This is a genomic window from Dyadobacter alkalitolerans DSM 23607 (genome assembly GCF_000428845.1).
Taxonomy (GTDB): Bacteria; Bacteroidota; Bacteroidia; order Cytophagales; family Spirosomataceae; genus Dyadobacter; species Dyadobacter alkalitolerans.
On the sequence record NZ_AUAS01000006.1, the window covers coordinates 17,126 to 39,494 of the forward strand.

General features: G+C 44.8%; 16 protein-coding genes. 8 read left to right on the plus strand and 8 right to left on the minus strand.

The window, feature by feature from the left end; all coding sequences use genetic code 11:
• Positions 1 to 29: 29 nt before the first annotated feature.
• On the minus strand, positions 30 to 1,958 hold the full coding sequence (locus G395_RS0113380) for a tetratricopeptide repeat-containing sensor histidine kinase (RefSeq protein ID WP_026630506.1): 1,929 nt from the start codon (positions 1,956 to 1,958) through the stop codon (positions 30 to 32).
• 200 nt (positions 1,959 to 2,158) lie between these two features.
• Here G395_RS0113380 and G395_RS0113385 point away from each other — a divergent pair, with 200 nt between their 5' ends.
• Positions 2,159 to 2,563 carry a hypothetical protein gene (locus G395_RS0113385; RefSeq protein WP_229204166.1) on the plus strand — a complete coding sequence of 135 codons (405 nt, stop codon included), beginning with the start codon at positions 2,159 to 2,161 and terminating at the stop codon, positions 2,561 to 2,563.
• Between the two features lie 75 nt (positions 2,564 to 2,638).
• Here G395_RS0113385 and G395_RS0113390 read toward each other — a convergent pair whose 3' ends face one another.
• Positions 2,639 to 3,802 carry a peptidoglycan DD-metalloendopeptidase family protein gene (locus G395_RS0113390; RefSeq protein WP_026630508.1) on the minus strand — a complete coding sequence of 388 codons (1,164 nt, stop codon included), beginning with the start codon at positions 3,800 to 3,802 and terminating at the stop codon, positions 2,639 to 2,641.
• Between the two features lie 138 nt (positions 3,803 to 3,940).
• Here G395_RS0113390 and G395_RS0113395 point away from each other — a divergent pair, with 138 nt between their 5' ends.
• Complete coding sequence (locus tag G395_RS0113395) at positions 3,941 to 5,062, plus strand: PDDEXK nuclease domain-containing protein (protein WP_026630509.1); 1,122 nt, start codon at positions 3,941 to 3,943, stop codon at positions 5,060 to 5,062.
• A gap of 2 nt (positions 5,063 to 5,064) precedes the next feature.
• Here the strand turns inward: G395_RS0113395 and G395_RS0113400 are convergent, their stop codons facing one another.
• On the minus strand, positions 5,065 to 5,562 hold the full coding sequence (locus G395_RS0113400; protein ID WP_026630510.1) for a DUF1579 domain-containing protein: 498 nt from the start codon (positions 5,560 to 5,562) through the stop codon (positions 5,065 to 5,067).
• A gap of 232 nt (positions 5,563 to 5,794) precedes the next feature.
• Between G395_RS0113400 and G395_RS29385 the strand changes: the two genes are divergently transcribed.
• Positions 5,795 to 6,808 (plus strand): GlxA family transcriptional regulator, encoded by a 1,014-nt coding sequence (locus G395_RS29385; RefSeq protein WP_051350157.1) that lies wholly within the window; start codon positions 5,795 to 5,797, stop codon positions 6,806 to 6,808.
• Between the two features lie 77 nt (positions 6,809 to 6,885).
• On the opposite strand, the gene G395_RS0113410 is transcribed toward G395_RS29385, so the two are convergent.
• The 3 genes from G395_RS0113410 to G395_RS32905 form a co-directional block, all read right to left on the minus strand.
• Positions 6,886 to 11,046, minus strand: a complete 4,161-nt coding sequence (locus G395_RS0113410) for a carbohydrate-binding protein (protein WP_026630511.1) — start codon at positions 11,044 to 11,046, stop codon at positions 6,886 to 6,888.
• A gap of 72 nt (positions 11,047 to 11,118) precedes the next feature.
• Positions 11,119 to 12,507 (minus strand): alpha-amylase family glycosyl hydrolase, encoded by a 1,389-nt coding sequence (locus G395_RS0113415; RefSeq protein ID WP_026630512.1) that lies wholly within the window; start codon positions 12,505 to 12,507, stop codon positions 11,119 to 11,121.
• 94 nt (positions 12,508 to 12,601) lie between these two features.
• Positions 12,602 to 12,859, minus strand: a complete 258-nt coding sequence (locus G395_RS32905; protein WP_026630513.1) for a hypothetical protein — start codon at positions 12,857 to 12,859, stop codon at positions 12,602 to 12,604.
• 242 nt (positions 12,860 to 13,101) lie between these two features.
• Here G395_RS32905 and G395_RS0113425 point away from each other — a divergent pair, with 242 nt between their 5' ends.
• The 4 genes from G395_RS0113425 to G395_RS0113440 all read left to right on the plus strand — a co-directional run bounded on the left by G395_RS0113425 (position 13,102) and on the right by G395_RS0113440 (position 19,183).
• Entirely contained in the window at positions 13,102 to 13,377 is a 276-nt protein-coding gene (locus tag G395_RS0113425) for an ArsR/SmtB family transcription factor (RefSeq protein WP_026630514.1), read from the plus strand.
• A gap of 191 nt (positions 13,378 to 13,568) precedes the next feature.
• Complete coding sequence (locus G395_RS29390) at positions 13,569 to 14,645, plus strand: efflux RND transporter periplasmic adaptor subunit (RefSeq protein ID WP_051350158.1); 1,077 nt, start codon at positions 13,569 to 13,571, stop codon at positions 14,643 to 14,645.
• 15 nt (positions 14,646 to 14,660) lie between these two features.
• Positions 14,661 to 17,786 carry an efflux RND transporter permease subunit gene (locus G395_RS0113435; RefSeq protein ID WP_026630515.1) on the plus strand — a complete coding sequence of 1,042 codons (3,126 nt, stop codon included), beginning with the start codon at positions 14,661 to 14,663 and terminating at the stop codon, positions 17,784 to 17,786.
• Between the two features lie 32 nt (positions 17,787 to 17,818).
• Entirely contained in the window at positions 17,819 to 19,183 is a 1,365-nt protein-coding gene (locus tag G395_RS0113440; RefSeq protein ID WP_026630516.1) for a TolC family protein, read from the plus strand.
• Between the two features lie 110 nt (positions 19,184 to 19,293).
• Here the strand turns inward: G395_RS0113440 and G395_RS0113445 are convergent, their stop codons facing one another.
• Together G395_RS0113445 and G395_RS0113450 are read right to left on the minus strand one after the other, a co-directional pair.
• Positions 19,294 to 20,148 carry a hypothetical protein gene (locus G395_RS0113445; RefSeq protein ID WP_026630517.1) on the minus strand — a complete coding sequence of 285 codons (855 nt, stop codon included), beginning with the start codon at positions 20,146 to 20,148 and terminating at the stop codon, positions 19,294 to 19,296.
• Between the two features lie 166 nt (positions 20,149 to 20,314).
• Positions 20,315 to 21,232, minus strand: a complete 918-nt coding sequence (locus G395_RS0113450; RefSeq protein ID WP_026630518.1) for a hypothetical protein — start codon at positions 21,230 to 21,232, stop codon at positions 20,315 to 20,317.
• A 277-nt stretch (positions 21,233 to 21,509) separates the two neighbouring features.
• On the opposite strand from G395_RS0113450, the gene G395_RS0113455 reads away from it, so the two are divergent.
• Positions 21,510 to 22,331 (plus strand): SHOCT domain-containing protein, encoded by an 822-nt coding sequence (locus G395_RS0113455; RefSeq protein WP_026630519.1) that lies wholly within the window; start codon positions 21,510 to 21,512, stop codon positions 22,329 to 22,331.
• Positions 22,332 to 22,369 lie beyond the last annotated feature (38 nt).

Below are 22,369 nucleotides of genomic sequence, written 5' to 3' on the forward strand. Positions count from 1 at the left end.
TGGGTTACGTTCTTTTTGATAAAAGCATTTTATACTTCAATTTCTACCAGGACCGACGTGCCTTCTTCGGGCTTGGATTGAATGTCGAGCTTACCATTTAGATAATCCACCCTTGCCTGCACGTTTCTGAACCCAGCGCCTTTGCTGGTTTCAAGGCTGTTGACATCAAAACCTTTACCATTATCTTCCACGGTAAGGCTTACATTGCTGCCTATTCTGGTAAGCTGCACCTGCGCTTCTGTCGCTTCGGCGTATTTAAGGACATTGTTCAAAAGCTCCTGTACGACGCGGTAGAGCACGATTTCGATGGATGAATCCAGGCGCTCTTCGAAGCCGAAGTCCTGCATCGTCACTTTTAACTGTCCGGATGCGCTGATCCCTTCGCAGAAATCGCTAAGGGCTTCGATCAGGCCAAACCTGACCAGCGTTTCGGGCATCATGCTGTGTGCTACGCGGCGCATTTCGCTGATGGCGCCATCCAGTTGTGTGATTGCCCGGGTAAAGGTCATAGCGCTTTCCTCGGGAAGAATTACATTTCCTTTCACGGAATTTAAAGTTAATTTAATACCAGATAATAATCCGCCGAGACCGTCATGCAGGTCCCTGGCTACGCGGGTGCGTTCCTCTTCCTGGCCCTTCAAAATCGAGTTTGTGGCTACCAGCTGTTTTTCCTGTTGTAATTGTAAAACCTCTTGTTCAGCGATCCGCTTGCGGATCGCAATGTTCCTGTAAATCAAAACTGCAATAACAATAAATGCGACAAATCCTCCTATAAGGCTGTAAATAAGTGTGTTACGGGTCTGTTTCTCTTTTTCCAAAGTCACGATCTGCTTTTCTTTTTGGGCTGTCAGATACTTTGTGTCCAGTTCCTGTAATTGTTTTTGAACGTCAAGACCCTGGATTGAATCATTCATGATGTTGTATTTCATCAGATAATCATAGGCGCCTTTGTAGTTGTTTTCCCGCGCCAGATCGGTTGCGTAATCCTCGTATAATTCAACCAAATGGTCTGTCATTTCATTGGCTTCTGCAATTTTCAGGGCTTCGCGAGTGTATTTGGCGGATAGGGCAGTATCATTGTAATCCTCCGCAACGAACATAAGCGCTCGCAGGCACTCCATTTCCAGAAACACATTGCCCGTTTTTCTGGCGAGGTCCAATCCTTTTTCTCCGTATTCGCGGGCAATGTCCAACTTTTTCAATCCTCGGTTCACGCGGCACAACCCCCCGTAGGCTTGCACGATGAAAATGTCCGATTTGATTTTTTGAGCCACCGCCAGTCCCTCATTATAAACCGCCAAACCTTCTTTATAGCGCTTCAAATTGAAATAGTTGCCGCCAAGATTGGTCAGGATGTCGGCCAGTTGCAGGCTGTCCTTCATTGGGCGGGCGAGCTGCAATGCTCTTTGTTTGTATACCAATGATTTATTGAAAAGGTTGGCGTGCTCAAATGCGGAGCCAATGCTGATGTAAAGTCTAGGCAAAAATTCCTTCATTCCCAGCTTTTCAAACTGATCCGCTGAGTGTTGGTAATATTTAATAGCTTCCGTAAAATTGCCCATATAGACGTAACTGGTGGCAATATTGGCCAGACTTTTACCAATGTTCACCTGATGTTTCATGTCTGTTGCAATTTTCAGGCTCTCCTTATTCAATTTAAGTCCCTGTTCAAACTTGCCTTGCAGGTTCAGTATATAAGTGTAGTTAGAGCGGAATTTGAATTTTCCAATGTTATAATCCAGCTTTTGACTTAATGCTTCTGCTTTGAGATAATATTTGCCAGCGCTGTCGATGTTCTGGTTTTCGAGCAGATTACCATATTCAATGTAAGCCAGCACGCGGTTTGTATCCTCCTTACTCTCCCTGATCTTCTTCAAAATTGCATTTGCATCGCCGCTTTGCGCGCTTACATGAGCATAAATAAGAATGAATACAGCCGTCGTAAAAACTAATTTCATCGATCGTGGAGGAGTTTTGACTTGAAAATTACGGGTGTAAAATTCCTAAATAAAACCTTTCAATAATATCCTCTAAAAGCATGATTTTTCGAAAATCCTACTTTCAGAGGATTGATTGGCGGGCTTGAACCGATCTACCTTTGTCGGGTCAAGAGGACATTTTATAACATTTACTTATTCAAACATTAATTAAAACAGCCATGAAAAAGATTTTCCTGATTTTATTCCTGAGTACATTGTTTTTTGCCTGCGAAAAGGACAAAGACAAAGATCCGGCACCCGAACTGGCCGCGCAGGTTGCAGGCACTTATAAGGTTACTGAGCTGAATGTGGACGGGGTTAAAACGCCGTTGAACGGAGCAGTAATAACGGTTCAGCTCGACAAGTTCTCTGCCGAAGTCGTAACTGCAAAAATGAAAGCTAATATTGATGGCGTTTCTGAGCCTGACGAAGATCTGGGGACATTAAATCTTAAAAATTCCGGAAGCACGGGAATCGACATTTACGAGGGTACCGAAAAAGTAGGCAGTGTGAAGTCCAATAAGCTGAACATATTCGTGGTTTTTGAAGATCAGGAAATTGAAATGATCGCTGACAAGCAATAGTGCCCCGCGTCTAATATAGCCATGAAACAGAAAAGTCCGGCACAGATATACCAGTTATCTGTGCCGGACTTTTTTTTATTTAATTGAAGAAATCTCTTTCGAATAAGCTTCCAGCCGCACGGTAGGGATATATCCTTTTGTTCCGTCTTCTGTTTCGACTCTGAAACCTTTTGCCATTTCACCCAATATCCGAACCAATGTATTAGCAGACAGGGAAGCAATCTGACTAGACTTTTCAAACTGCGGGGAAACATACAAATTGGCTTTACGCCGAATGCGGACCGTATCGCCAAGCCAGCGTGAGCGCTCGGGCAGGCGGGCAATTTTTTCTTTTCTATTGTCTATAAATGGTAACGGATTAACGGCCCCTGAACCACGGGCATAAATACCGAAATGCAAATGTGGCGCAGTGGTAATCGCATTTCCCGTGTTTCCAACCAATCCAAGTGTATCTCCAACCACGACGCGCTCACCAACCGAAACCAGCTGACTGTCCAAATGCGCATAATATAGGGAGTATGGGCTGCTCATGGAAGAGAGAAACACGACTTTTCCACCAAGATTATTGGTTCCTGTTTGTGTTATAAAGCCATTTTGCGCCGCAATTACGGGCGTTCCGCGTTTGGCCCGGATGTCAATCCCCTCGTGAGACCGCACACCTCCGTCGCGGTCGGCTCCCCAAAAACTGATTACAGACGACATGCTATGCCCGGAAACCGGGAAGCCTAATGCGGGTTCGGTTGTTAGTGAGAGCGAAACGGCCGTTTGCTCGTTCAGCCCGGTTTGTAAGCGAAGGAGTAGAGTGTCGGAGTCGTAGTTTGTATAGGTTAATGATTGTGTCTTGTCACTAATGTAATCGAGTCGCTGCGGCTTGCCGTTACGCTTGATTTTATAAAGCTCCATGAAGAAATGTGCCGACGTGTCGCCCGGCTCCCGCGAAGGCGTGATAACCAATCTCCTTCCCTCCGGAATGTTCAAACGGATTGCCTGCGCCGGGACAGAATCGCCGAGATAAAACCGCTCCTGATAGGGTGCAAGTGAAAATACCGAATCATTCAGCACCGCTTCACCGACTCTAAACCAAGTTTGCCCGGCCGCAGTTTTCTCCATTTTGGCCTTATACAGCTCTTTTTCATAATGTTCCCTCGGCGTCACAGGAAACCAATGCGAAACCGGCACCGGCTTACATGAAACGGCGAAGGCTATAATAACCAGGAATAATATAAAACGGACGAACATGCTTACTGGGATAACGGCAATGACCTATTTCCCGATAGTTAACAAATTCGTGCCATTGGAAAAGTGGATTGATCCGTTGCAGATCACCCTCCCTATATTATCCGGCAGTATCATTCATTCAACAAACTTATTCTAGCCATGCAGCAATTCGATTCATTGATCAGCGAAATCAAAGACCTCCACAGCGTAATGGAACAGAGCGCTGCGAAAGCCATCAACAGGCATATAACAGTTCGGAATTGGTTAATTGGTTTTTATATTATAGAATTTGAGCAGAAAGGATCGAATAGGGCTGCTTACGGAGATCGCTTATTAGAGGTTTTAGCAGAGAAGTTAGCAACAAACGGACTGAGTTTTCGTAACCTGAAGTTGTTCCGCCAATTCTATCTTGCATATCCTCAAATTGGGCAGACGGTGTCTGCCCAATTGCAATATTTTGGTTTACAATCTTTTATAAAAAATTTACCGTCAGGCGGCACCATTAGTGATAATGCACTTGCACCAATTGATAACATCATTTCAACAACGGATCAAGTGGATTCGAACACACTGATCTCAAAGCTTTCCTTTTCACATTTTAGTTTGCTATTACCATTGAAAAATGCGGAAAGCAGAGCCTTCTATGAATCCGAGTGCATCAAAGGCAATTGGAGTGTGAGTGAGTTGAAGCGTCAGATTAATACGCTTTATTATGAGCGATCGGGGTTGAGCATTGATAAGCAGAAGCTCCGTTTGCATGCGAATGAAACTTCTGAAAAAACGAACATGGCAGATCTTATTAAATCGCCATTCACATTCGAGTTTTTGGGGTTGAAGGCTAAGGATGTGGTTTATGAAAGCGATCTGCAACAGGCGCTGATTGATAATCTTGAAGAATTTTTGATAGAACTTGGTCATGGATTTTGTTTTGAAGCGAAGCAGAAACGCATTACGATAGGCGGGGAATATTTTTTCATTGACCTGGTGTTTTACCATCGCATTCTTAAATGCCATGTGCTGGTCGAATTGAAGACAAAGGAGGCTAGGCATGAGCATATCGGGCAGCTCAAAACTTACATTAACTATTATAAAAAGGAAATAGCGCAGCCAAGTGACAACCCGCCCGTGGGGTTGTTACTTGTTACGGACCAGAATAAAGCGCTGATCGAATATGCAGTCGCAGACAGTGATATGCCCCTGTTCGTGAGCAAGTATATCGTTGAGTTGCCTACAAAGGAGGAACTTGAAATTTTTATCAATAAAGAACTTGCACAGCTATAATGTTACCCAACCCGCTTATAAATGGTCTCCGTGGCTTTGTCTTCCTGGCCTTCGGGGGAGATGTTGTAGGCTGTGATGATGAGATTATCGTTGTCGAGGAGCTCGATTACGGTGCGCCAGCCCCAGGGTTCGGGGATTTCCGGGCCGCCGTAGCTGCCGAGGACTGAAAAGCCGGATGCTTGGGGAGCGCCGCTGGATAACATGATGCCTGTGCCCATATGGAAGCTGTCGATCCAGGCTGATTGCAATTTGTTGTTCTGAATGTCGAAACCGTAAATAGCGATGCCTTCGAAGGGCTTGTCGGTTAAGGAACCTTTGTATTCGTGCATGACAAATCTGCCTCCCAGTATAGGGCGGATCGTTCCTTCCATGGGTGACTCATCTGCTACTACGCCTGGCTCGAACCAGGTTTTGGTGGTTCCTTTCCAGGTTCCGATCAGGGATTGCAATTGATTATGGACGCCTGATTCAAGGGAGGTTTCAAATTTTGATTTGCTCATTGTTTTTTGTGTTTGGCCACGAATGCACGGAGTAACACGAATAGCATTTAAACCCGACAAATGTGCGCTGGATCCGGAATTACACTTCGTCGCATGTCAATTTAACGCTTTTATTTATAATAAAAATAAGCGTATCCCTTAATAATTTATGTCTTTTAAAGTTAATAAATGGGGGCATTTGAGACAAAAAAATATTATATTGTCGCGCATTTTGCTTTAAATCGCTATAACAATGATACAGTTAGGTCTTTTGATTACCAATAAGCATCGTTTGCTAAGTGTAGCGGCTATCCTGGATGTTTTCGAATCGGCAAACATGTTTTATGAACGCGAGCACGGAGCTCCGTTTTTCAATATTAATCTTTTTTCTCCCGAAGCCTGCCCATCTCAGTTTTATGGGGCTTATGAGATCAGTTCAGTCACTTCCGCCGCGCAGCAAAATCTGATTTTGGTGCCTGCCTTCGGCGCTGGCGACCTGAAATCGTCCATTGCAAAGAATCAAATCTGTATCCCCTGGCTTTGGGAACAGTATCAAAACGGGGCCGAGATAGCGAGTTTTTGTACAGGTGCATTTTTACTGGCCGCTGCGGGATTACTCAACGGAAAAGAGGCTACGACGCACATCGATTCCGCCATGGCGCTGGCGTCTAACTTCCCGGACGTGATCATGAAAAGTGACGCGGTTGTGACCGACGATAAGGGGATTTACACAAGTGGCGGCGCAACTAGCAGCTTTCATTTAATGCTTTATCTGATCCAGCGGTTTTGCGGAAAGGAACTGACATTGCGTACGGCAAAAATGTTTGCAATTGATATGGACCGTGAGCAGCAGACCTATTTCGGGACATTTTCCCCATCATTGGATCATGGTGATGGTTTGGTGAATATGGCGCAGCAAAAAATTGAAAAGGAATACCAGGAAGGAAGCACGATTGAAGCCCTTATCCAGGACATTCCGGCCAGCAGGCGCAATGTAGTTCGCCGTTTCAAGCAGGCGGTTGGCGTTACGCCTATCGAATATTTGCAGCGAACGCGCATTGAAGCTGCTAAAAAATTGCTTGCGCAAACGGATCAGAGTGTTCTGGAAGTGATGTTAAACTCAGGGTATAATGACCTGAAATCGTTTCGGCAGCTGTTTAAAAAAAGCACTGGCGTTACGCCAAAGGAATACCGTGACAAATTCAACATTTCAAAACTCGATGGCAGCCGGATGGCAAATCGCGGCACGGCGCATTATTTGAATTAAACGAAAAAACGCCTGGGATAACATAATGTCGAATCCCAGGCGTGATACAAGAATGACCTCAATGTAATAATGGCTTCTCAATGCACTTTCGCTACTTTGCGGAATGTGCTTTGGTTTCCCAGCTTCACTTCAATAATGTAAGCGCCGATCGGCATATGCGTCAGGTTCAGTTTGTGAGATAGCTTGTTTGCAGGCTTGTTCACAAGTTCATCTTTATATAGTCGTCCTGTTTTTGCATCAAAAACCTTCACTTCAACATTTGCACTGCTTTCATTCGCCAACTCAACGTTTACAAAGTCGGTTGCCGGATTCGGGAAGACATTTACATCTTCGTGCAAGGGCAATTCCGGGGTTAATTCAGGAGCAGGCGCTGCGGCGGTCCGTGCATTAGGCGCGTTTGAAGCGATTACGAAAATGGGTGTTTCTGTAACAGTAACTGTCACTTTTCCATCCACGATGCCTTTTTCCTGCACAGCCATATAGTCACTTCCTGCGGTTGGCGTGTAGACTTTTGCAATCCCGGATTCTCCTAGATTAAGCGTGTATTCTGCTGTGCGGCCCACTTCATCAGGGACAGCAAGGATAAACAGCGACTTGCCATTCAATTCATAACGGTCTACAACTGGGTCGGCGTGAATGGTCTCTTTGTAAACATAATCACCGAAAAGGTTTTTGGTCTGGATAAAATAATCTGTGACAGGTCTGCGTGAGAAATCGTCGTTGATCATTCCCGATGTTCCAAACATCCAGTCGTAAGCAGGATTGTCATCATACATTTGATAAAAGAACACTTTTTCAATTCCATGTCTGGCAGAGAAAAGCGAAGTCCTCAAAATCCAATCGGCCTGAGTTTGCTGCGCTGATTTATTGCCGATTGGGATGGCTTTGAGCGGGCTGCTCTGATGCAAGTCATAACCGGCTTCTGTAATCCAGACAGGCATATCCTGAGAAACTTCTCTTGATGCCTTTACAAAATTGTCGAGGATAAGGTTTGCGTTGGTCACTTCCGGCGCAGCTCCGCGGGTCGAATTTCCGCCCTGGCTGGACGAGGCATCATCTGTATAAAGGTGGAAGTTCACAACATCCCAGCACAGATTCACACTTCCATCCGCACGGTAACCTCTAAACTCTTTGCACCAATCCACCATTCCCCTGAGATAATCAGGCCCGGTTACCATTCCGGCAATGACCACTTTCATATTAGGGTCAGCGTTTTTCACACCAACGGCAGTTCCCATCGTATTCTTGTGACCATCATAAAATGCGGACATATTAGCCGCATATTCGCGGGCTGTCTGATAACCTTTGCGGCCTTTCCACCATTTATCCCGCTCGTTATCACATTCAATGTATTTGATCAGATCCATGCCGATTTTCACCTCATTAGGCGGATCATTGGTCCAGCGTGGAATCGTCGAGACACTCAGCAAGCTTGGATCAACATTCAAATTGCTGCCATAGCGGGCTACATACTGGAATGCAACTTTGGCCTGTTCAATGTAAGAAAGCGGATCCTTAAAGTCTTTTCCATAGCGTACAGGCACATTTTCGGAATCTCTCTCATTTTGCGGATACGATTGCAGCATCCATGGCGGCAATGTTTTCAAGCAAGCGAGCACTTCGATATTTTCCTGTTTTAGCCTTTGATAAATAAGGTCATAATTCCAGCTTCCGCTGCGCGTAGGGTTAAAAGAAAATACGCCCTCATCCGCTTCCAGTTTTTCCCAGTCCATATAGTGACGGAATCCTGAGAAACTTTTTGCTGCCGTCACTTTTGGTTCTACGAGCGATTCAATATGCGCGCCGTCCTGAAAGTTCCACTCGTAACCGTTAACACCCATCATGTCTTTCAATCTGATATTCTTGGCGCGGGTAGGGCCATTGGAAGGTGCTGCGGGCGTATGACTTCCGTAAAATTCTATTTCAGTAGGAAGGACATCAGGGAGAGTCAAAACGAGATAACGAATGTTGGAAACGGGTGCATCCAGGTTGAACTGGTTGTTCGAAGCGCGGTCGGGATAGGGGCCTACCCATCCATTATAAACAGTTCCCGTAAAGGTAGCAACAGGAATGCGCTGCCATTGATCATTTATGACCGACAAAATCATTGGGCGGTCAACCGTCGAACCCACATAGTCAAAGAATTTAACGCTTTCGAGCGTTATTTGCTCGCCATCCAGAAGCGGATAATATGCATCGTAATAGTTGACAACTTTTCCCCAGCCCGTCAAAACGTCCGTTTGCGTGTCGCCGTCAAAAAGTTTGTCAAGACCAGTCGTTGCATTGGTTACCTGATACCAGCGTTTTGGATCTAATGTAATTTTCGCCCCGGCAGTCGGATTCGTTGGATTGGATTGTCCTGTTACGGTTAAGTTCCTGCTTACATTTTCTGCGGCCAGGTAATGTTCACTGCCTGTTTGCGAAGCTGTTATCGTAGTCTGACCGGCACCAACAAGTGTTGCTTTCCAGGAACCCGTTGCATTGGAAACGGTTGCTACTGCGGTGTTGGAAGACGTGAATGTGATTGGCGACTCACTGTTATTGCTGCTGGCTACCAGATCAAATGTTCCTATTTCCAAGCCCTTATCGCCTATTTCGTTGAATGTGATCGTCGATTGTTCCTGAACCGAGCCAGCCGAAATCTCAAACCAGTTCAGATTGAATGCGCCGCGATTGGCATAAATGCGCAGGATCTGACTTCCTGCCGGAAGATTTACAGTTGTGCGGATTGTGTTATAGTTGTTCCAGCCACCTGTCTGCGGAACATTAATGCTGCCCAAGACAGCACCTGCACCATTTTTAACTTCAATGTTGCCATTGCCATAACTGTTGGAAACCCGGAACCCGATCGTATACGCACCGGCTGCTGCGATTTTTACATTGTAATCAAGCCAGTCGCCGTCGTCGATGTAGCCAACAGTCGTACCGCCATCCGTGTCGGTTGTTGATTCCAGTCGCACGTCGCTGGATAGGTCGAAAGTTTCTGCTTCCATTTTGCCTGCCAGCGGGCGCGATGCCTTAGCTTCAAACCAGTTGAAATTCCAGCCGGTTTTCAGCGCCTGCACCCTCAATGTTTCGTTTCCAGCCGGAAGTGAAACCAGCATATTTACTGTTTTGTAAACCTGCATTCCCCCGGTCTGTGGCACCGTGGTTCTGCCCAATTCCGTTCCATCACTTTTTTTAAGGGCAAAGGAGGCTTCGGGGCTGTAACCGTTCGATACGCGATAACTCATTGTATAAATACCTGATTCAGCAGTGTTTACCTGGTATTCCATCCAGCTGTCTTCTTGGATCCAGCCCACATTTTCACCGCCGCCATCGTCAGCAGTTGTTTCGGTTCCTACATTATTAGAAGCGTCGAAACTTTCAGCCTGAATTTTTGCTGGTAACGCTGTACCGCTGGCTGCCGCCGCTGGGGGAACAAGCTCAAACCAATTGAAATTGAACGCCCCCTGAGGCGTTGCAAGGTGAATAACCTGGCTTCCGGATGGTAAAGTTAATTGTGTAGATATGGTGGCCCAATTTTGCCAGCCGCCCGTTTGCGGTACATTCAGTTGCCCTAGTAATGTTCCGGCTGCGTTTTTAATCTCAATTATACCTGATCCATAACTATTGGCAATCCGGAAATTGGCCGTGTAAGTGCCGCCTGCAAGATTAATGTTGTAATCCAAAAAATCGCCGTCGTCAATGTAACCGACATTCAGGTTTCCGTCTGTATCGGATGTGGTTTCGGTCCTGACATCGCTTACCGCGTCAAAATCTTCCGCTTCAATCCTTCCCGAAACATTACGGGACGCCGCAGCTTCGAACCAGTTCAGGTTGAAACCGCCTTTCTCTGCGTATACTCTTAATGTTTGATTGCCTTGCGGAAGGAATACTACAAAGTTTACGGTGTGGTAATTTTGCATTCCGCCCGTCTGTGCCAGAACGCGTTGACCTAGCTTATCGCCATTCGCAGATTTCAGGGAAAGGGCAGCTTCCGGACTGTATCCGTTGGCAACTCTGAAACGAAATGTGTAGTAGCCTGCAACTGTGGTGGTAACATTATAATCCATCCAGCTGCCATCCTGGATCCAGCCAACATTTTGGCCGCCATCTGCATCTGCCGTGGCTTCAGTGCCAACTGAGTTCATGGCTGCATAGTCTTCTGCTTCTACTCTGCCGGGAAGTGCTTTATAGGACTGTGCCTGAATCAGAAAAGAAGCAAATAGAAAATAGGAGAGTAAAATTTTTTTCATTCGTGACGGGTATAGTTTTCGTCGGAAGATACAATTTGTTTACAGTATTTTATAAAATATGTAGAAAGTTTTCTAGGCTTTGTTTGTTACTACTTCCATTAAGTAGAATCCGTATGGTTCCAGGACTAAAAACTCAGCATCATTTCCGGGTTCAACACAAATTTTCCTCCAATGGTCGTATAGGTTTTCAGGGGCAATGCCGTTGTGCCTGAACGCCTGCCAGGTAAGATAGGCGCTTTCATTACTGTAATTAAAAATGCAGTAGAGTGCTTTCTCCCGGCCATTTCTTACAAAACCGGCAATGTGAATATTATGCCTGGGCAGCCATCTGGTGTTTTTTGTATCAGAAACGACGTCAAGGCTTTTTCTGATCCGCAGCAATCTTTTAATCCCTGAAATAATTTCGCTTTGAATGTTGCTTTCGACCTCATTTTCATAAGACAGAAAAGGAAGCCCTCCGAGAAAGAGGCTGTTTGCTTGCATCAGTAAAATGCGTTGAATAGCCATGCTGATCTGCATTTCACTTTTCTCCTGAATTGCCTTGTCCAGACCGCATAGCGAGGCCAACGTGGCGCTGTTCTCGTCATCATCTGGTGTTATAAAGTTAATCCAGGTTGTGCCAAAAGGTTTCTCAGCTAAAGTCGCTTCTGCTTCGATCATGGCCGTAACCTGACCAGAAGCCAACGCGTCCCATTGCAAGGACATTTGCGTATCGTTATATACAAAATCACATTCCTTGGCACTGTATCTTCCCTCACCAAAGAACTTCAAAGCTTCTTCTGATGAAGTCGTTGCTTTTACAGCCAGAGCTAGGCCAGGTGCCGTAACCTGCAAGCATTGTTTGATTAATTGGAGCGTGGTATGAATTTGCGATTGGGCGTCCTGAAAATCCGAAGCATTAATCCGCAAGATATCCACACCATGATTGGCATAGAGAAAAATTTCCTGCAATAAGTTTATTATCGACGCAGATTGAGAATAATCCGATCTGTCCTTATCTTTTAATGCAAGGTCGAGCATCAGATACATGCTATGCTCATGAATTATTCTCGTTACATCGTCAATATTTTCTTGCACCTGTGTCAGATGCAGGACATTGACACCCAAATCCTGTAAATAGGGAAGCCTTTCGGTTAAATTGTTCAGAGTGCCATTTAAACGGTCCGTCTGAATATGCATTCCGGCAAGCTCGTTGCTCAGATACCAATTTTCCGACTTTCTATTGTCACGTTCCTTTAATTCCTGGGGTCTGCTCAGATGAGCGGATATCAGCACTTCGATCAGCTTTGTGAAGTTGGCGCTGGATTCCGGATGGTCATTGTAAAGTTGTGTGTATAAGTCACGAATTTCTGCCGCATGCAAGACAAGTTTTGTATAAAATTTCTTATCTGCGTCGGCAATGTCAAGGTTGTTGTTTTGTACGGCGTCAAAAAGTGCCGTTACGATCTGATTGTTATCCATGATTCTAAAAATTAAGCCACTTCACTCCGAACTGATATTTAATCGACAGAACTGTAATAGGAGTAGATGAGACTTATTCAGGCGGTACCGCGGCTTAATTAAAAGCAGGGTAACCGGGTTCTCCACCTGGTTCACGCAGTGGTTCAACCTCTGGAATAACCGGCTCGACAGGCGGAAGTTCAGGTTCCGGGGCAATCGGCGGCGTTTCAGGTTCCCGTTCAAATGGGGGAGTTTCTTCCGGTGATTCGGGCGACGGCACTTCCGGGCGCGGATCAAAAGGCGGTGTTTCGCGCGGATCAGAAGGGTCATTCGCCCCTTCCCAGTATTCAGAAGCTATTTGATAAATATCCATGGTTTCAAACGTTTGTTGCTTGGTAGAAATGTAATGGCAAGAATACAATAACTGTGCCGAGGCAAGATGCACATTCCGGATTGTCAATGCTTGCTGATGCAGATTGATTTTAAGCTTGTTTAGTGCTCTTTCAAAATTTTTAAAAGTTTTCCCTCCTATGGGAATTTTTTGTGGGGTTGCTTTGTAATGTACGCACTGTTCAGTTTATTAATACATTCAAATTTATCTATATATCGTAAATCATGGAGGTCAGAAGAGTGGAGCGGATATCGAAAGCGTTGAGCGACCCCAGCCGTATCCTCATATTACAGGAGTTGCGCCAGAAAGAAGATTGTTTGTATTGCCACGAGATTTCTGATTTTATTGATTTAACCCAACCCTCGATTTCTCATCATGTTAAGCAACTGGCCGATGCAGATCTGATCCTGGTTGAAAAGGAAGGAAGAAACGTGAAATACAAATTGAACAAAGAGGTTCTCAATGAATACGTTCAGTTTTTGAACAAATTAAAAATCTGAGTTTTTTTACCCCAATATATTGATACATTTCAATGTATTAATAAGTAACCGAAGTTTACTTGATCCTGCCGGGTTTCGGGAATGAAGTAAGTTCTGCGAAGCAATATTAGCCATGAAACGCAAAGCACTATTAGCCATGAAAAATAATAAACCATTATCTAATCTATCGAAATATTTAAATTAATCTATATATGGAAAAGACCATTCAATCAGCCAAAATCATATCAGGCCTCATTATTACGGGCGTGATATTGCTTTCCGTATTCTTCAAAGGATACACATCCGAAAAACCAAAGCCAGCCACGCCGGCAGCTGCCACGCAGCCAACCGGAACTCCGGTCGACGGGCAAGTGCTGAAAGCGGAATCGTTAAATGAGGAAATGACCGTTTCAGGAACGCTGATGGCGTATCAGGAGGTGAACATTTCAAGCGAGCTCAATCGCAAAGTGGTTGCGGTGCATGCCAGAGAAGGAAAATTCGTAAACGCAGGTACATTGTTGTTCAAACTTGATGATGCGGACCTTCTTGCCGAATTGGAACAATTGAAACAACAGGAAAAACTGGTTCTGCTCAACGAAAGAAGGCTTAAAGATCTGATTGACAAAGAAGCAGCGATTCAGCAGGACTACGACCAGGCATTTACGAATCTAAAAGTTTTACAAGCAAAAATTGAACAACTAAAAGTAATGATCGCGAAAACGAGCATACGTGCTCCGTTCAGCGGTTACCTGGGCATTGTGAATGTTTACACCGGCGCTTTCGTCACGCCGGGAAGCCCGCTTGCCTTGCTAACAGACAACAGCCGCCTGAAAATCGACTTCGCCGTTCCTGAAAAACATGCAAATACGCTGAAAACGGGCGATGAGGTGCAGTATCATGTTGAATCCAACGACAAAATATACAAAGGAAGGATCGTAGCGCATGAAGCCGGATTGGATCAGAAAACCAAAACGTTGCTGATGCGCGCGGTGACGGATAACAAGGGAAGTGAACTTTTACCCGGCCAGAGTGCGCGCCTGACATTACGTTTAAGTAATACCGGTAATGCGTTAATGGTCCCGAACCAGGCTCTGATCCCTTCTTCAAAAGGTTATAGCGTGTATGTGGCCCATGCAGGCAAGGCAGGTTTCAAAGCCATTGAAGTAGGCGAGCGAAACGCTTATGCTGTGCATGTTACGAAGGGACTTGCGCCCGGCGACACGATTATTACAAGCAATATGCTGCGTCTGACACCCGGTTCCGCCATTCAATTGGTCTCTGTTAAATAAAATAATCTATTAGTCATGAGTGCTATTTCACAAGTAAGTATTTCCCGGCCGGTTCTGGCCGGGGTGATGTCCGTACTGCTTATACTTTTCGGGATTGTGGGTTACACATTCCTTGGGACACGGGAATATCCCGTTACAGATTCGCCGATTGTGATGGTAACAACGGTTTATCCCGGTGCGAGCGCCGATATCATCGCTTCCCAGGTTACAAAACCATTGGAGGAAGCCATTGCCGAAGCGAACGGAATCCGTTCCGTATCATCCACTTCCCGCGAACAGGTGAGCATTATCACAGTTGAATTTGAATTGAATGCAGACCTGGAAGCAGCTGCGAATGATGTTCGGGATAAGGTTTCAAAATCCCGCCAGCAACTGCCGACAGACATTGAACCAACCATTGTAGAGAAAGCCGGGCCTGCGGATTTCCTGGTTTTTCTAACTGTTCAGAGTAAGACCAAAACACTGGAAGACGTTACCGATTTTGTTAATATCAACATTAAGGAAAGGCTTCAATCCATTCCTGGGGTAAGGCTGGTGGATTCGTATGCAGGCAGAAAGCGCGCAATGCGATTGAGAATGGATCCTGTGAAACTGGCTTCTTATGGTCTGACGCCAACAGATATTCAGACTGCATTGCAACGTGAAAATGTGGATTTGCCAAGCGGTCGCATTGAGGGCCAGAACACAGAAGTCACCTTGCGGACGCAGGGAAGGCTCGTTACCGAGGATGATTTTAATAATATGATCCTGCGGGAAAGTGACGGCGCCATTGTTCGCTTCAAAGATGTGGGGCAAGCGGTAATGTCATCACAGAATGAGCGCACGGCGATGATCATTTATAATGGTAAAATAGCTGAATATGGCGTTGGAACCGGGGTAAGCCCGCAGCGTGGCGCCAACTCGCTGGCTATTGTAGATGAGTTTAAAAAACGTTTTGAAGAAATTAAAAAAACAGCTCCAAAAGAATACGAAATCGCCCTTGGTAAAGACTTTACAGTTCCCGTAAGAAACTCGTTATCAGAAGTTGAAGAGACATTATTGCTTGCCTTCGCATTGGTTTCGCTCATTATATTTGTCTTTTTGAGAGACTGGCGAAGCACATTGATCCCGCTGCTGGCCATCCCTGTTTCGATCGTTTCGGCATTCTTCATCATGTACATGGCCGATTTTTCCATTAATGTTTTAACACTTCTTGGTTTGGTCTTGGCGATCGGTTTGGTGGTTGATGACGCGATCATTGTTTTGGAAAACATATATAGCAAGGTCGAGGAGGGGATGTCGCCCATTCAGGCTGCGCGGGAAGGTTCCAATGAGATTTACTTTGCTGTTATTTCAACTACAATTACGCTCGTTGCAGTGTTCCTTCCAATCCTGTTTCTAGGTGGTCTGACGGGGCGTTTGTTTAAAGAATTTGCGATTGTCGTGGCTGGTTCGGTGACCGTTTCTGCATTCGTAGCGCTTACTTTGACGCCTATGATGAGCGCCTATCTGCTCAAACCCGGCACTTCGCACAATTGGCTTTACAAAAAAACAGAGCCCTGGTTTATAGCCATGAACGGTGCATACGGCAGATCGCTTTCTGCATTCATGAAAGTGCGCTGGTTGGGAATTGTGCTTCTTTTGGTCTCGTTTGGCGTCGCTTTCTGGCTTGCGCCGAAGTTACCTTCCGAGCTTGCACCATTGGAAGACAGATCCATGATCGGGCTGGCCGTAATGGCTCCTGAGGGCACATCTTATGAAAGTATGGAGCAGAGCATGAAGGAAATTGGGAATTTTATTAGTGACTCCATTCCGGATTTGAACCAGCAGCGCACCTATACAGCCGTTGCGGCGGCTGGCGGAACATTAGCTCAGCCTGTAAATGGCGGGTTTCAATGGATTTTCCTGGAAGAACCAAAAGACCGGAAAAGCGGATTGACACAGGGAGAGATCTTCAATAAACTGGTTGCTGCTTCTCAGCGGTTCAGAAATGTCCTCATTATTCCGGTTCAAACACCGACAATTGGAGGTTACGGAAATACGCAGCCCGTCCAATATGTGGTGCAGGCCCCTGATCTGAAAGCACTTATCGACATAATGCCCAAGTTAATGGGGGAGGTAAGTGCAAATAAAAAACTCGTTTTCGCTGACGCAGATTTTAAAATAAACCGTCCCGAAATCAGTATCAGCATTGACCGTCAGCGGGCTGCGCAACTGGGCATTTCCACCCAGGCCATCGGGCAGACGTTGCAACTTGCGCTGAGCAGCAGGAGATATGGCTATTTTATTCACAATGATCGCCAGTACGAGGTGATCGGCCAGCTTGATCGGGAAGACAGATCCGCTCCTTATGACTTGAAATCGTTGTATTTGAAGTCAGGAAGCGGTCAAATGGTGTCCCTGGATAACCTTACCAAGCAAAATGAAGGCATCAGCCCTCCCGCGATTTACCGTTACAACCAATCTTACAGCGCAACCATTTCTGCAACACCGGCAGCGGGCGTAAGTTTGGGGGAAGCCATTCAGGAATTGGATAAAATTACGTCCAAAGAACTTCCTAAGGGTTTCAGCACCGCATTAGCAGGACAAAGCCGGGATTACTCCGAAAGTAGTTCAAGCCTGATTTTCGCATTCATTTTTGCTATCGTGTTGATATATCTGGTTCTGGCAGCGCAGTTTGAAAGCCTCGTGGATCCGTTTATCATCCTGCTGACTGTTCCTATGGCATTAACCGGGGCATTGCTAAGTCTTTGGTTCACAGCACAAACTGTCAATATTTTTAGTCAGATCGGGATTATTATGCTCATTGGTTTGATCACCAAGAACGGAATTCTGATCGTGGAGTTTGCCAACCAGAGCAAAGAAGGAGGTGCGTCCACATTTGAAGCCGCAAAAATAGCAGCCATATCCAGGTTCCGCCCGATCCTGATGACCACGCTCGCCATGATTTTCGGAACATTACCCATCGCATTGTCGCTCGGAACAGCATCGGGAAGTCGCCAATCGCTCGGTATCGTGGTTGTGGGAGGCTTGATCTTCGCCGGCGTGCTCACACTTTATGTCATTCCTTCCATCTATTCTTACCTGTCCCGACCACACAAAAAGCGAACGGAAGACGGAAACGAGCCGGTTGCAGAAGAGGCCTTACTACACACGCATTAATCCTTTCAGGAATATTAATACCACGTGAAATCATGAAAAAGTCAATTTTAAATCCATATAAAAGATCGGCACAAGCATTTGTTATTGTATTGCTGCTGAGTCCCTTACTTTCTTTGGGGCAGAGCCAAACATTGTCTTTGCAAAAAGCCATCGAGCTCGCGCAAAGCCGGAACCGCGATCTCCGGATCGATTCGATCAACATTCACAAAGCCAAACAGCAGACCGCCATTACGCGCGGTTTGTTGATGCCAAACATTAGTCTGACAGGCCAGTTTCAGCATTATTTTCAAAAGCCGGTTTTCTTCGGTTTGAATGGTAATACCGGAAGCTCTGAAAAAATCGGTTATGCACGTTTTGGTGGTGAAGACATTGGTGCAGCACAAGTTTCGCTGGGTCAGCCCATTTATAACTCCGGCGCTAAGCGCGAAATCGAGCGCCGCAAGCTGCTTGAAAAACAAAGTCAGCTTTCATTTCGCCAGAGAGAAGTGGATGTGGTGGCTCAGGTGAAGCAAAATTACGTTCAGCTGCTCGTTTTGAATGAAAGATTGAAGTTGCAAAAGGAAAGCATTGTCAGAAACCAGAAAGCCTTGAATGATTCACGCTCGCTACTGGCGCAAGGCCGCGCATTGCGGGTGGATACATTACGCGCATATACATCTGTAAAGAATCTGGAACCAGACGTGCTCAGGCTGACGTATGCATTGCAAATAAGCCAACAGCAACTGAGGAATTTGTTAGGGGACGTTTCGGATACAAACTACGTTCTTTCAGATTCGTTGGAGCTTAATGCCAGTGAATCAGTCCCGGCAGAGGACGGAACCTACAAGCTGTCCATCCAGCAGCGCCCTGATTTACAAATTCTGACATTGAACAAGGAAATCAGTGACAAAGAAATTGAGTTATACAAATCTGCGCGTTTGCCGGTTGTGAGCTTTATCAGCCAATATCAGATCCTTACGCAAACCAATCAGTTTCGCTTCGGGAATGCTGCTTATCCACCTGTTTTTTATGCCGGCGTGCAGTTTGCTATTCCCATTTTCAGCGGAAACCAGAACATTAACAAAATAACATTAGGCAAAATTGAAAGACAGCAAGCCGATGTCATTTACAGCAATGCGCAGGAGCAACTTAAATCCGAAGTAAAACAGGTCCTGGCTAGTTTAATTGAAACCTCCGAAAGGATCAAAACCCAGCAGAATGTTTCCGAAACGGCAGAACTCAGCTATTCCATCACCAAATACCGCTACGAAAAAGGCGTAGCATCGCGCCTGGAATTGATCGATTCCGAATTTGCATTAACCTCCGCCAAATCCAATTACCTGGAAGCGGTCTATGATTATCTCTCTTCAAAAATAGAGCTGGATCGTATTACAGGAAATGTAAAGGAGCAACTCTAATATTTTACTCAGCGTTAATTAGAAACAACAGGTTGTGTTCAGGTTGTGTAATGAAAAAGAACCCCGGATTGTGTCTGGGATTCTTTTTTGTGTTTGGGAGGGACTTATTATTATAGCAAACCGTAATTTTTATATTGCCTTACTTTCGTAACCACATAATTTCCCACATCTTCTTTTACAGTTTCTGTTAATCCATTTAACGTATATTTTATGCTGCGAACAGCCTTATATTCTTTAACTGGATTACCTACGAAGGTAGTTTCAACAATCTGTTTGATTTGGTTTACTTTAAAATAACCGAAAATAGGAATATACTTTCCACGCCCATTTGCTAAACATTCAGGGTTTATTTTAGCGATATCTTCTTCAACGCTGTAATAGCTGTAAGCTAACTGCTTTGTTTCTACATTATTAGCATTATAAAATTTGATCTTACTTAAATTAAATTTCCCTGTTGTTTTAAGACTATAGGTAAATTCCTGTCGTTCACTAGGCGAATTTTTGTTGTATGCTTTTTCGAGTAAACCATCGGTGTTGTACTCATATTTGTATACTGTTTCATTTGGCGAGCTACTTACAGTATGATGGCTCTCTATGCATTTTCCTTCGGAATTAAGTATAAATTCGGATACTCCAATTTTCGTCTTGTTTTCGTTTGCGCCAGTAAAGTGTGATGCCAGTAATTTATCTTTACTATAATTAAGGCTGTATATTGTAAATTCACTGGATTGCTGATCTACTTGCGTTTGAAGCATTTTTTGAGGTCCTCCGTATGTCAGAGCTATCTTATCATCGCCAACCAGTCTTCTGAAATAGTAAGATACATTTGTCTTTAAATTATTAGTTTGTTCGGCTTGTTCTGCAACTGGACTTACAATCGCATCCTTCTCATTCTGGCAAGCACCAAGCATGCCGACGACAATAATTGCCTTTGTAATTGTGGGTACATTTTGAAGTAATTTCATACTGTTCGTAGTTGTGTTTGAAAAATTCATTTTAACTGTATCAAGTTATCGCTTGATTGTGCCCAAGTAAAAATTAAATGGCTGAGTGGCTAGCTTCATTTAATTGGCGAAAACAGAGGTGGTCTGTTAACATTTGCTGACAGACCACTTTGTTAACCTAATATGATTACTGACCTATCATTACAGCCTGGGGTGATGTAGAATATTTCCTTTCAACTTTGGATAATATCTTGCCAAAATCATCTTTTGTTATAAAATCATATGTTGTAATTTCTCCTCCCAAGCTTTTTGCTGATAAGTAATAATTAAAAACTGGGTACGGATAAATGATCTGCCCAACAAATGCTTTATGAATAGTTTGTTTTAGGACATATCTGCTGAATTTGCCGAATATTGGCAGGTACGCGCTATTTGCTTCTGCGAGTCCTACAGGGTTTAAAGGTTTATCTTCTAGCGAAGTTTCATAGATATTGCCACTACTATTAGTTTGCGCTACGAACTTACCATTGGCGTGTTTGAAAATAATCTCTTTCTCTTTTTTGTCATATTGATCATAGAAAGTGATCTTGCTTAAAGATTTTCCCTGCAGGCTGTTGTCGGCATCTTGTTCGTATTCAAATACCTGGCGCAGCTTAGGAAGGGATTTGTGATACACCAAGGCAAGTTGGTTCAGTTCGTTGTATACATAAATGTAGGTTCCTCCAATAACTTTGTCAGTGCTGGTATGTACACTTTCTACACATTGCCCTTGCGCATTCAAAGTATAAGTAATAAAGTTTTTGTATGCCGTAATCCCATTCTTTTTGAGGGCACAAGTAATTTTGTTGCCGCTGTAAGTGTACTCTTTGAGCCATCCGGCACCATCTAGTTCTTTTACCAATTGATTTCTGATTCCGGAATAAGTAAGCTTGGTTCCGCCGTCTTTAATTAGATATGTAACAGCTGTTTTTGCATTTGCATCCGTTTCCTGCTCGACCGATGTTGCAGGAGAAACAATTGCGTCCTTTTCATTCTGGCAAGCGCTCATCATGGCGGCTAGAACGATCGCCTTTGTAATCGCAGGGGCATTGTGAAGTAATTTCATAATGTTTGTGTTTTGTTAAAAAAATTTTACTGCATCAAACTTATTGCAAGCTTGCTATGGAAAGAAATGCGTTGGTTGAATGGTACGGTTGGATGAGCCTGCGGCAGAATGGATCATGCAAATGACGTTGCCCAAATAGTAATTTGACAGGTTATTAATAGTATTAATTAGTGGGCTTCGGATTGAAAACAGACGCTGGTATTTTATAGGATGAGTTGCTTACAATCCCCTAATGGCACCATTTTTTAATACATATAGGAAAAGAAACAACAAGATCATGAAGGCACTTACAAGTTCAGGCAGGCAATATGTTGAAGACATTGCTGCGAAATATAATCTTAAAACTGAGACCGTTGAGGCACTTTTGCGTGCTGTGATCAGCGGGAACGGGACAATGGCCCAGTTTAACATTGCCGAATTGGGTGGTTCGGGGCAATGGATGAAGGGAGGGATGACCATGGTAGGGGATATGTTTAACAATTCCCTCAAGAGCACGGTGGATAAGCTTTCCAGTGAGCTGTCGGAGCAGGTTTCGACGAGGGTTTTATACGAGGACTCGGCTGAGGAACTGAATGAAGATCGCTCGAATGTGCAGCGCCAGGAAAGCGGCGCATTGTTTAGTCGGGATGGTTCCTGGCCTTCGGTTTTTGGTAATCCTACTGCCAGCGGTTCTCAGAATAATTTTCGTTATGCCTATTTTGCGCCCGTAAGAAGGCTGGTTATTGAGGAAAATGGTAAACGGACTATTTATGACACGAAACACTACCACATCACCGGCATTGCGCAGCAGCAGGGAGGAGGGAATTCATATACATTTACGAGCCAGGATGGTTCGGTCGATTTGCGAAGTCTGGCCCTGATATCCGAACCGGGCGAACAGACACAGCCCACACCGGAAATTGCATATGACGTAACGTCTAATGCCGATTTGCACGCCGAAACGCTTGATCTGAGTGCTGCTGACCGAAGCGCGGCTGACCGCAGCCCGCAGGACATTATCATTGCGACGATTGAAAAAGTTAATGTTTTGTTTGAAAAAGGACAGATTACAGAGGAGGAGTTTAAAGCGAAAAAACAAGAGCTGCTTTCGAGGTTGTAAGTTCGCTTCGTTTAAGATAACATTGAAGGGCCGGGAAA